The following is an 11363-nucleotide window of genomic DNA, read 5'->3' on the forward strand; positions in this document are numbered from 1 at the left end:
GCGACCTTTGTCGTCTTCGAACGTGGCGGAAATGGGGCAAATCATTGGCGAATATAGGCATTTTAAGTGCATTTTACTCAACTGTGCGGTGATTAATGCATGGCTGTTTCGCAGCTGTGAACAGTCACCTGAAAAGGGGCCGATTCGTCGCGCGAAAAAATGGTGGCCTGTTAACGATGAATAAAGTCGCACCTTGCAAAAGCTGGGGGTAGGGTTGCCGCGGGGCACCCTGTGCGGCGCTGAGTCGCACTGATACGTCACGTCACCGCGCACAGGCCCCCGAACTAAGGACAGGAGAGACCGATGCAGTCATCTAACGAGCCGAGTTTTCGCGAGAGCGTGGATATCATGTTTAACCGCGCCGTCGCATTGATGGACCTGCCACCGGGGCTTGAGGAGAAGATCCGCGTCTGTAACGCGACCTATACGGTGCGTTTCGGCGTGCGCCTGCGCGGTAAGATCCAGACCTTTACCGGATATCGTTCGGTGCATTCCGAACATATGGAACCGGTCAAGGGCGGCATTCGCTACAGCCTTGGCGTGAACCAGAACGAGGTGGAGGCGCTGGCCGCGCTGATGACCTATAAGTGTTCGCTGGTCGAGGCCCCGTTTGGTGGCTCCAAGGGTGGCTTGTGCATTGATCCGCGCGAGTATGACGATCACGAGCTTGAGTTGATCACCCGCCGCTTTGCCTATGAGCTGATCAAACGCGACATGATCAACCCCGCCCAGAACGTGCCAGCCCCCGACATGGGCACCGGCGAACGCGAAATGGCGTGGATTGCGGATCAGTACAAACGCATGAACACGACCGACATCAACGGCGTGGCCTGTGTGACCGGCAAGCCGACCAATGCAGGCGGCATTCAGGGCCGCACCGAAGCGACAGGGCGCGGCGTGCAATATGCCTTGCATGCGTTTTTCCGCGATCCGCAGGGGCTGGAAAAGGCCGGACTGAGCGGCAAGCTGAAAGACAAGCGGATTGTGGTGCAGGGGTTGGGCAATGTGGGCTATCACGCGGCCAAGTTCCTGAGCGAGGAAGACGGGTGCAAGATCACCGCGATCATCGAACGGGACGGGGCCTTGCATGATGAGGGCGGGCTGGATGTTCAGGCGGTCTATGACTGGATCGGCAAACACGGCACCATCACAGGTTACCCCAACAGCAAGCTCGAAAAGGACGGTGCCAAATTGTTGGAGCTGGACTGCGACATCCTGATTCCGGCGGCGTTGGAAGGGGTGATCAACCTAAGCAACGCGGACCGGATCAAGGCGGCGCTGATCATCGAGGCGGCGAATGGTCCTGTGACAGCTGGCGCGGACGAGATCCTGCGCGACAAGGGCTGTGTCATTGTGCCGGATATGTATGCCAACGCGGGCGGTGTGACGGTGTCCTACTTCGAGTGGGTCAAAAACCTGAGCCACATCCGCTTTGGCCGTATGCAGCGCCGACAAGAAGAATCGCGCCACCAGTTGGTTGTCGACGAGTTGGAGCGCCTGTCTGCGGACAGTGGCATCGGATGGCAGCTGAGCCCTGATTTCAAGGAAAAGTATCTGCGCGGAGCGGGCGAGCTGGAACTGGTGCGGTCGGGATTGGACGACACCATGTCGACGGCCTATCAGTCGATGGCGGATGTCTGGCACGGGCGCGATGACGTCAAAGACTTGCGCACGGCGGCCTATCTGGTGTCGATCACCAAGGTGGCGGCGAGCTACCGCGCCAAAGGTCTTTGATCAAAGGCACGGCGGGGTGGACGAACACCCTGCCGTGTTTCTTATGCTACGCGCTTTTGGATGTGCGGCGCTTTTTCTGACCTGCCGCGCCTTTTTTGAATAGACGCCCGATCTTGGGCGGACAGGCTGCGCTGCGGGCGCTAAGCATGTTTCATGATGTTTGATTTACCAGATGACACGGCGCTTTATGCGGCTTTGTTGGCACGGGATGCGGGTTTCGACGGGCGGGCTTATGTCGGCGTGACTTCGACCGGTGTGTTTTGCCGCCTGACCTGTCCCGCCCGCAAACCCAAACGCGAGAACTGCGTTTTCTTTGAAACGATGGGGGCCTGCATCGAAGCGGGGTTTCGCGCCTGCAAACGCTGCCATCCGATGGCACCGGCGGCAGAGGGGGATCCGGCGGTTGCACGTTTGCTGGCCGCCCTGCGCGATGATCCGGCGCGGCGCTGGCTGGAACGCGACGTGCAGGCAATGGGATTGGACCCGTCGACGGTGCGGCGCAGTTTCAATCGGCATTTCGATATGACCTTCCTTGAAATGGCGCGGCTGACAAGGTTGCGCACGGGGGCTGCTGTGTTGCCCGAAGGGGGCCGTGTGATTGATGCGCAAATGGAGGCCTCATACGACAGCCCCGCCGCGTTTCGCAGTGCTTTCGCGAAATTTCTGGGGTTGCCCCCGTCGAAATTTGTGCAGGACGCGCGGTTAAGGGCGGATTGGATCGAAACAAAACTGGGCCCCATGATTGCGGTCAGTGATCAACATGCGCTGCATTTGTTGGAGTTTGCCGAACGCAAGGCGCTGCCGGCGGAGTTAAAGCGGCTTTATGCCTTTGCCAAAGGATCGCTGGGGTTTGGACGGTTCGCGCCGACCGATCAGATTGAACGCGAAATGGCCGCCTTCATGCAAGGGCGATGCGCGGATTTTCAAACGCGTCTGGCTCCGTTAGGCACGCCGTTCACGCAAGAGGTCTGGCGCGCGCTGCGGGATATTCCGGCAGGACAAACGCGGTCCTACGGGGCAGTGGCCAAGGCCATGGGGCGCCCCGACGCGACACGGGCTGTAGCAAGGGCCAACGGGGCGAACCCGATTGCGATTGTCATCCCGTGCCACCGCGTGATCGGCGCGGATGGGGCATTGACCGGATATGGCGGCGGGTTATGGCGCAAGCAGGCATTGATCGAAATGGAGCGCGGGTTCGCGCAGGGGTCTGCAGAGACGTGATGAACAGTACGCAGAAAGCGGCAGCGTTCAAAGCGTTGCATGTGAAAGGCACACCGCTTGTGTTGCACAACATATGGGATGCGGGATCGGCCAGGGCGGTGGCGGATGCCGGAGCCAAAGCGATAGCGACTGGCAGTTGGGCGGTGGCCGCTGCACAAGGATTTGCGGACGGCGAGGCATTGCCGATGGCCGCCTCCCTGCGGGTGGCGTCGGAAGTGGCAGGTGCGGTTGATGTACCGGTAAGTGTGGATTTCGAAGGCGGGTATGCGCTTACGCCTACCGATGTGGCGGTGAATGCTGTGTTGCTGCGCGAGGCCGGTGCAATTGGTATGAATTTCGAGGATCGCATTGTTGCCGGTAAGGGGTTGCATGCCCTTGAGGATCAGGCGGCGCGGATTGCCGCGATAAGGGCCGCGGTGGGCCCTGCGTTTTTCATCAATGCGCGAACGGATGTGTTTTTCTGCGGCGATACAGCGCCAACGGCAGAGTTGATGGCACGGGCTGTTGCGCGGGCCATCGCCTATGGCGAAGCGGGGGCGGACGGGATATTTGTGCCCGGGCTCACGGATGTCGGGCAAATTGCGCAGTTTTGCGCGGCGCAGGACCTGCCGGTGAATGTGATGCGCATGGCGGATGACCCGTCGATCGCCACACTGGCACAAGCAGGGGTGGCGCGGATCAGTCACGGACCGGCCCCCTATTTGGCTATGATGAAGGCACTTGGCGCAGCGGCGGCAGTTTAATGTCGCTGATGGGCTAGTCGGCGAAAAAAGCCGTTGTACCCTTGGGCTGGTGCTGCCTTTATGGCGCAAAGGCCAAGAGGGGTTTCATTATGCGGTTTTCGGGATTGCGCGTTTTGCGCGAGGGGTTGAGCGGCAACAAGGGCTGGGGGCCCCATTGGCGTGATCCCGAACCCAAGGCCGAATATGATGCGGTGATCATCGGTGGCGGCGGACACGGGTTAAGCACCGCCTATTATCTGGCCAAGAACCACGGCATGACGAATATCGCTGTGCTGGAGAAGGGGTATCTTGGCGGGGGCAACGTCGGGCGCAATACGACGATTGTGCGGGCGAATTACGGGCTTGAGGGCAATTCGCAGTTTTATTCCCATTCGTTAAAACTGTGGGAAGGGCTGGAGCAGGACCTGAACTATAATGCGATGATGTCGCAGCGCGGTGTTTTGATGCTGTGCCATTCTGATGGGCAACGCGATGCCTTTGCGCGGCGCGGCAATATGATGGCGTCACAGGGCGATGATGCGGAATTGCTGAGCGCTGATGCGGTGCGCCATATGCTGCCCTATCTGGATTTCGACAACACGCGGTTCCCGATTTATGGCGGATTGCTGCACCGGCGCGGCGGTACTGCGCGCCATGATGCGGTGGCTTGGGGGTTTGCGCGCGGCGCAGACCAGCGCGGCGTGGATCTGATCCAGCAATGCGAAGTGACCGGGATCGACATTGAAAACGGTGTTGTCAAAGGTGTGCAAACCACGCGCGGGGCGATCCGTGCGAAAAAGGTGGGGGTGGTCGTCGCTGGCCGCTCCTCCCAAGTGGCGGCGATGGCGGGGATGCGTTTGCCCGTAGAGAGCCATGTGTTGCAGGCCTTTGTCACAGAGGGGCTGAAGCCGGTGATTGATCACGTGATCAGTTTCGGCATGGGCCATTTTTATATCAGCCAGTCCGACAAGGGCGGTTTGGTCTTTGGCGGGGATCTGGATTTTTACGCGTCTTATGCGCAGCGCGGCAATATGCCGATGATGGAGCATGTGATGGAGGCGGGGATGACCCTGATGCCGATGATCGGCAAGGCAAAGGTGCTGCGCTCTTGGGGGGGAATCATGGACATGACGCCGGATGGATCGCCCATCATCGACAAGACCGAGACGGAGGGTTTGTTCCTGAATTGCGGCTGGTGTTACGGAGGGTTCAAGGCGGTGCCGGCGTCCGGTGATGCGTTTGCGCATTTAATGGCGACGGGGGAGCGGCACGACGCGGCCGCGAAATACAGGTTGGACCGGTTTCGTACGGGTGCAGGGTTGATGGATGAAGAGGCAACGGGTGCGCAGCATAACCTGCACTAGCGCGGGGTGAGAATGCGGACAGTATATAGGGCCAAAAAGAGGGGCAAGTGGGTGCTTTGTTTGGAGGGATCGCGTGAGAATTGAATGTCCGTTGTGTGGAGATCGGGACCGGCGTGAGTTTTATTATCAGGGGGCGGCGGTGATGTTGGCGCGCCCCGGGCCGGATGCGTCAGCAGAGGACTGGGACGGGTATTTGCATTTGCGCGACAATCCGGCGGGCGTGACGCAAGAGTTGTGGCAGCATGAAGCGGGCTGTGGGAGCTGGCTGGTGGTGGCGCGTGACACGCGTACGCATGAGATTTCAAAGGTAGAGTTGGCAGCGGATGTAACGCGGGCCATGGGAGTGGCATCATGAGGGTTGCGGGGAAAGGTGTCGTGGATCGCGGCCGGAAGCTGCGCTTCACCTTTGACGGTGTGGGGTTTGACGGGTTTGTCGGGGATACGGTGGCCTCTGCCCTGTTGGCCAATGGTGTGACCCTGATGGGGCGTTCGTTCAAGTATCACCGCCCGCGCGGCGTGTTGAGTGCAGGCAGCGAAGAGCCCAATGCCCTGATTACGGTGGGCAAGGGGGCAAATGCCGAGCCGAACCTGCGCGCCACACAGGTGGAGATTTATGAGGGCTTGGTGGCGAAGAGCCAGAATGCCTGGCCGGCGTTGGGTTTTGACGTGATGGCGGTGAATGATCTGGCGGCCCCGTTTCTTGGTGCCGGTTTTTATTACAAGACCTTCATGTGGCCCAAGAAGTTTTGGGAGGCGATTTACGAGCCGGTCATTCGCAAGGCGGCAGGATTGGGAGCCTTGAGCGGGCAGAGCAATCCGGATGCTTACGAGAAGGCTTTTGCATTCTGTGACCTTTTGGTGATTGGCGCGGGGCCTGCGGGGTTGATGGCGGCGCTGAGCGCGGGGCGCAGTGGTCTGGACGTGATCCTTGCCGATGAAGACAGCCTGATGGGCGGGCGGTTAAACGCGGAAAGTGATGCTGTGGGGCATCAGGCCGGGGCGGCATGGGCAGCGCAGGCTGTGGCGGAGCTCGCCGCGATGGAGAACGTGCGCCTGATGTCGCGCACAACGGTGACAGGTGTGTATGACGGGGGGATGTACGGGGCGCTTGAACGGGTGAACCAGCATACCGGGCAGCGCACCGGCGGGGCACCGCTTGAGTGTTTCTGGCGGATTGCGGCCAAGCAATCGGTGCTGGCGGCAGGGGCGATTGAGCGGCCGGTGGCGTTTCAGAACAATGACCGCCCCGGTATTATGACAGCGGGGGCGGTGCGCGCCTATCTGAACCGTTGGGGCGTGGCCCCCGGCAAGCGGGTGGCTGTTTTCGGTAACAACGATGATGCCCACCGCACGGCACGGGATCTTGAGAAAGCCGGAGTGCATGTGGTGGCCTTGATCGACAGCCGCGCAGGGGTGGAGCCCGAAGGGCTGAAGTGTCGTCTGTTCAGCGGTGCGCAGGTGTGTAACTCCGGCGGACGCAAGGCGCTGGAGAGCGTGACGGTGCGTTTGGCGAATGGTAAGGAAGAAGCCTTGCAGGTGGATTGTCTGGCCATGTCGGGCGGGTGGAACCCGACGGTGAACCTGACCTGTCACACAGGCGGGCGGCCGCGCTGGCGCGATGACATTCAAGCCTTTGTTCCAAGTGAAGGGGCGGTGGCGCATATGACTGTTGCAGGGGCGTGCAATGGTGTGTTTTCGACGCTGGGCTGTCTGGAAAGCGGCGCGGCGGCGGGGGCTGCGGCAGTGAAGGCGCTGGGCCGCAAGCCTGTTGATGTGGAGGTGCCGGCGGCCGAGGATGCGGCCTATCGCATGGAACCGCTGTGGGCGGTGGCGGGCAAGGGCCGCGCGTGGCTTGATTTCCAGAACGATGTGTCGGTCAAGGATATCAAGCAGGCGGCGGTCGAGAATTTTAAATCTGTCGAGCATATGAAGCGGTATACGACGCAGGGCATGGCGACGGATCAGGGGAAGAATTCGAATGTCGCGGCTTTGGCGGTTCTGGCGGATGCCACAGGGCGTGGGATACCGGAAACGGGTACGACTACCTTTCGCCCGCCCTATACGCCGGTCAGCATTGCTGCGATGGGGGCAGGGGCACAGGGGCACGGGTTTGCGCCCGAACGCTGGACGACCTCGCATCTGGCCTCTGTTGAGCGCGGCGCGCCGATGATCGAGGCGGGTCTGTGGTACAGGCCTAGCTATTTTCCGAAGGCGGGCGAGGCGACATGGCGCGAGGCCTGTGATCGCGAGGTCGGATATGTGCGGGGCGCGGTCGGGGTTTGTGATGTGTCGACACTGGGTAAGATCGACATTCAGGGGCGCGATGCCGCCAGGCTGTTGGATTTCGTCTATACCAATATGTTTTCGACGCTGAAGGTTGGGCGGGTGCGCTATGGCTTGATGCTGCGTGAGGACGGGCATGTCATGGATGACGGCACCTGCGCGCGCTTGGGCGAACAGCATTTTGTCATGACCACAACGACGGCGGCGGCAGGCAATGTCATGCGACATCTGGAGTTTGTGACACAGTGTTTGCACCCCGAATGGGAGGTGGCGTTTACATCGGTTACCGAGCAATGGGCGCAGTTTGCAATTGCCGGTCCCAAGGCGCGAGAGCTGTTGAACGGGGTATTGGATGCGCCGATCGATGGCGAGCGCTGGCCGTTTATGGCCTGTGGTGACGTAGGCCTCGGCGGGGTTCGGGGGCGGCTGTTCCGGATCTCCTTTTCTGGCGAGCATGCTTATGAATTGGCGGTGCCAGCGCGGTTCGGGGCCAGCCTGTTTGATGTGCTGGTTAAGGCGTCAGAGGCGCTGGGCGGCGGGCCCTACGGGATGGAAGCGCTGAATGTATTGCGGATTGAAAAGGGGTTCATCACCCATGCGGAAATCGAAGGGCGCACGACGGCGTTTGATATTGGCATGGGGCGGATGATCTCGGCCAAGAAGGACTGTGTCGGCAAGGTCATGGCGGCCCGTGACGGGCTGGTGGACGAGAACCGGCCACAGTTGGTGGGGGTAAAGCCGGTCGCGGCCGACGGCACGCTGAGCGGCGGCGCGTTCCTGTTTGATCGTGGGGCAGAGGCCGTGCGTGTGAACCATCAGGGGCATGTGTCATCGGTCGGATATTCGCCGGAGTGCGGGCGGATGATCGGGCTTGCGTTTTTGCGGCGCGGGCCGGAAAGGCTGGGCGAGGTGGTGCGTATGGTGGATCACATGCGCGGCATCGAAACCGAGGTCGAGATTTGCAAGCCGGTGTTTGTGGACGAAGCGGGGGAGCGGGTGCGTGGTTGAGTTGACGGAACGAAGTGCCTGTGCGGGGCTGGTGCCCCTTGTCATGGGAACTGTCACGGTTGAGGAAGTCGCGCCTGCGTCGATGACCTCTTTGTCTGCCTTCGGCGACGCATCGGACCTGTCGGGTGCGTTAGAGCTGGCGCATGGCGTGAAATTGCCGGCCGCAGGGCGCAGCACGGGCAAAGGCGGTGTGCGCTGCATTTGGTTCGGGCGCGACGAGGTGATGTTAATCGGCGCAGCACCGGACAAAACGCTGGCCAATCACGCGGCGGTGGTGGATCAATCGGACGCCTGGGCGGTGGTGAGCGTGAGCGGTGCGGGCGCGGTGGATGTGCTGGCGCGGCTGGTGCCGCTGGACCTGCGGGCCGCGACGTTCAAGCGCGGCCATACGGCGCGCAGCCAGCTGGGGCATATGAATGCCTCTATCACGCGCACCGGGGCGGAGGCTTTTCAGATTATGGTGTTCCGGTCGATGGCCGGCACCTTATTGCACGATCTGAAACAGGCTATGGCGGCGGTTGCGTCACGCGGTTAACCTTTGGCCAAATTCGAATCTGACGGGGTGGTTTCAGGAATGACACGTGTATTGGTATTGGCCGCTGTCGCGGCATCAGCTTTGGCACAGCCCCTTTGGGCGCAGGACGCGGCGAAGGTTGAAAGCTGTGGCCATCAGGCGACGGTTGTCGCAGCAATCCAGCAGGCGCGTCTGGACCGCGTCAAGGAACGCAAGGTGCAGGCGCATGTGTTGGCAAATGCCACATGGCCCGAGAATTTCAACACGGCGATTCCGCTGCTGACGCCATGGGTATACGAGATGAAGATGCGCGACATCCGTAACCAGAACTTGGCTGAAGCCTGGACGGAGCTGTGTTTGCAGCAATAAGCGGCGCGCCATATGGACTTCGACCTTGGCCGTCCGATATAAAGACGCATGAGCCTTCCACCCGGATTTTTAGACGAGTTACGCACGAGATCGAGCCTGTCGCAGGTTGTCGGGCGAAAAGTCATGTGGGATGCCCGCAAGTCCAATCAGGGCAAGGGCGACATGTGGGCCCCATGCCCGTTCCATCAGGAAAAATCCGCCAGTTTTCATGTCGATGACCGCAAAGGTTTTTACTATTGCTTTGGCTGTCATGCCAAGGGTGATGCAATTTCCTTTATCCGCGAGACTGAAAACGTAGGGTTTATGGAAGCGGTCGAGATTCTGGCGCGCGAGGCCGGCATGCCGGTGCCCAAACAGGACCCGAGGGCGCAGGAGAAGGCCGACAAACGCACTGAGCTGGCCGATGTGATGGAGCTGGCGGTGCGCTGGTTCCGGTTGCAGCTCAAGACCAATGCGGGCGCGGATGCGCGGGCTTATCTGGACAAGCGGGGCCTGAATGATGCCGCGTTGGAACGCTGGGAAATCGGATTCGCGCCCGACACATGGCAAGGGCTGTGGGACGCGCTGAAGGGCAAGGACATTGACGACAAGCTGATCCTTGGTGCGGGGCTGGCCAAGCCGTCGAGCAAGGGCGGTAAGCCCTATGACACGTTTCGCGGGCGGATCATGTTCCCGATCCGCGATGCGCGGGGGCGGGCGATTGCCTTTGGCGGGCGGGCGATGGACCCGAATGACAATGCGAAATACCTGAACTCGCCAGAGACGGAATTGTTCGACAAGGGGCGCAGTCTTTATAATGTGAAAGAGGCGCGCACGGCGGCGGGCAAGGGGCAGCCCTTGTTGGTAGCCGAAGGGTATATGGACGTGATCGCGCTGCAACAGGCGGGATTCGAGGCGGCGGTGGCCCCCTTGGGTACGGCGATCACCGAAAACCAGTTGGCGATGCTGTGGCGGATTGATCCCGAACCGGTAATCACGCTGGACGGAGATACGGCCGGGCAACGCGCGGCGCTGCGCCTGATTGATCTGGCACTGCCGCTGATCGAGGCCGGCAAATCCCTGCGCTTTGCGATGATGCCGGAAGGGCAGGACCCGGATGATCTGTTGAAATCTGCTGGTAAGGGTGCGTTTCAAAAACTGATCGACGGGGCGGTGCCGATGGTCCAACTGCTGTGGCAGCGGGAAACCGAAGGCCGCGTTTTTGACAGCCCCGAACGCAAGGCGGCGCTGGACAAGGCGCTGCGCGAAAAGATCAAACTTATTCAGGACCCGTCAATCCGCAGCCATTACGGGCAGGAAATCAAAGACCTGCGCTGGAAGCTGTTTCGCCCGCAATCGGGCGGGCGTGCCGCCGTGGCCGCAGGCGATGGCAAATGGGCGGGCAAGGGCAAATGGGGCAAGGAGCCGCCCTATAAAGCGAGCCACACGGCGAAGTCATCGGTTCTGGTGGCGGCGACGGATGCCCGCATGACAGAGCATCTGCGCGAGGCGGTGGTGCTGGCCGCCCTGGCCACCACGCCCGAGATCATCGAAAAGTTCGAAAGCGGGCTGGAGGGCATGGCCTGTCTGGACGCCACACACCGCAGTTTGCGCGATGTGATGTTGCGGTTTGCGCATGAGGGGCCCGAGGTGTTGCGCGAAAAAATTTCGACCGCACTGGGGGAGGATACCCTTGAAAACCTGCTGTCCCAGCGCCACGTAGCGATCACGCCCTGCATTCGAAAGCCCGGTGATACGGAAATGGCCAGCCTGACGGTGGCCGAAGAACTGGCCAAGCTGGAAGCGGCGCGGGGGCTGGATGCGGAGATTGCCGAAGCGGTTGAAGACCTGAACGGTGTGGCAGACGAAGGTGTGACATGGCGTCTGTCGGAGGCCGCACGTGCGGCTGATGAAGCGACCCGGTCGGGCCAGCAGGAATCGGCAGAATATCTGGTGGGCGACAATGGTGCGCGCATCGACAAAGACGAGCGTAGCGCGTGGGATACGCTGATGGAGAAGATCATTTTTAGTAAATCCAAGGATCAAAGTTGAGACCCGAAACGGTGCAGCGTGATCTTTTGGCAGGTACTTTAGGAAAAAGCAGGATATCGGGTTTAAGAATCACGCCGAAACCCGCATGATTCGGCATTAACGAATCACCGGACACTG

9 protein-coding genes are annotated in these 11363 nt (G+C 60.7%); all 9 read left to right on the top strand.

Translation table 11 applies throughout. The features are described 5' to 3' along the window. Window positions 1-303 precede the first annotated feature (303 nt). The 9 genes from Z947_RS0110375 to dnaG all read left to right on the top strand — a co-directional run bounded on the left by Z947_RS0110375 (window position 304) and on the right by dnaG (window position 11246). On the top strand, window positions 304-1734 hold the full coding sequence (locus tag Z947_RS0110375) for a Glu/Leu/Phe/Val family dehydrogenase (RefSeq protein ID WP_025044241.1): 1431 nt from the start codon (window positions 304-306) through the stop codon (window positions 1732-1734). A 153-nt stretch (window positions 1735-1887) separates the two neighbouring features. Continuing rightward, window positions 1888-2955 (top strand): bifunctional transcriptional activator/DNA repair enzyme AdaA, encoded by a 1068-nt coding sequence (locus tag Z947_RS0110385; protein ID WP_025044242.1) that lies wholly within the window; start codon window positions 1888-1890, stop codon window positions 2953-2955. Then, on the top strand, window positions 2955-3698 hold the full coding sequence (locus tag Z947_RS0110390; RefSeq protein WP_025044243.1) for an isocitrate lyase/PEP mutase family protein: 744 nt from the start codon (window positions 2955-2957) through the stop codon (window positions 3696-3698). The genes Z947_RS0110385 and Z947_RS0110390 overlap by 1 nt, the downstream gene beginning before the upstream one ends. A gap of 89 nt (window positions 3699-3787) precedes the next feature. Next, window positions 3788-5041: a sarcosine oxidase subunit beta family protein gene (locus Z947_RS0110395; RefSeq protein WP_025044244.1), complete on the top strand. Its 1254-nt coding sequence runs from the start codon at window positions 3788-3790 to the stop codon at window positions 5039-5041. Between the two features lie 73 nt (window positions 5042-5114). After that, the gene (locus Z947_RS0110400) at window positions 5115-5396 is read left to right on the top strand and encodes a sarcosine oxidase subunit delta (RefSeq protein WP_025044245.1); all 282 of its coding nucleotides are present in this window, start codon (window positions 5115-5117) and stop codon (window positions 5394-5396) included. After that, entirely contained in the window at window positions 5393-8332 is a 2940-nt protein-coding gene (locus tag Z947_RS0110405) for a sarcosine oxidase subunit alpha family protein (RefSeq protein ID WP_025044246.1), read from the top strand. The genes Z947_RS0110400 and Z947_RS0110405 overlap by 4 nt, the downstream gene beginning before the upstream one ends. After that, the gene (locus Z947_RS0110410) at window positions 8325-8867 is read left to right on the top strand and encodes a sarcosine oxidase subunit gamma (RefSeq protein ID WP_025044247.1); all 543 of its coding nucleotides are present in this window, start codon (window positions 8325-8327) and stop codon (window positions 8865-8867) included. Before Z947_RS0110405 ends, Z947_RS0110410 begins: the two co-directional genes overlap by 8 nt. Window positions 8868-8906: 39 nt before the next feature. After that, the gene (locus Z947_RS0110415) at window positions 8907-9215 is read left to right on the top strand and encodes a hypothetical protein (protein ID WP_025044248.1); all 309 of its coding nucleotides are present in this window, start codon (window positions 8907-8909) and stop codon (window positions 9213-9215) included. 48 nt (window positions 9216-9263) lie between these two features. After that, window positions 9264-11246: a DNA primase gene (gene dnaG / locus Z947_RS0110420; protein WP_025044249.1), complete on the top strand. Its 1983-nt coding sequence runs from the start codon at window positions 9264-9266 to the stop codon at window positions 11244-11246. Window positions 11247-11363: the final 117 nt, after the last annotated feature.

This window comes from Sulfitobacter geojensis (assembly GCF_000622325.1).
Lineage (GTDB): Bacteria > Pseudomonadota > Alphaproteobacteria > Rhodobacterales > Rhodobacteraceae > Sulfitobacter > Sulfitobacter geojensis.

Bases quoted from the DNA above. Each gene is read 5' to 3' on its own strand.
- Z947_RS0110375 (WP_025044241.1), top strand. From the start codon at position 304: ATGCAGTCATCTAACGAGCCGAGTTTTCGCGAGAGCGTGGATATCATG.
- Z947_RS0110385 (WP_025044242.1), top strand. From the start codon at position 1,888: ATGATGTTTGATTTACCAGATGACACGGCGCTTTATGCGGCTTTGTTG.
- Z947_RS0110390 (WP_025044243.1), top strand. From the start codon at position 2,955: ATGAACAGTACGCAGAAAGCGGCAGCGTTCAAAGCGTTGCATGTGAAA.
- Z947_RS0110395 (WP_025044244.1), top strand. From the start codon at position 3,788: ATGCGGTTTTCGGGATTGCGCGTTTTGCGCGAGGGGTTGAGCGGCAAC.
- Z947_RS0110405 (WP_025044246.1), top strand. From the start codon at position 5,393: ATGAGGGTTGCGGGGAAAGGTGTCGTGGATCGCGGCCGGAAGCTGCGC.
- Z947_RS0110415 (WP_025044248.1), top strand. From the start codon at position 8,907: ATGACACGTGTATTGGTATTGGCCGCTGTCGCGGCATCAGCTTTGGCA.
- dnaG (WP_025044249.1), top strand. From the start codon at position 9,264: ATGAGCCTTCCACCCGGATTTTTAGACGAGTTACGCACGAGATCGAGC.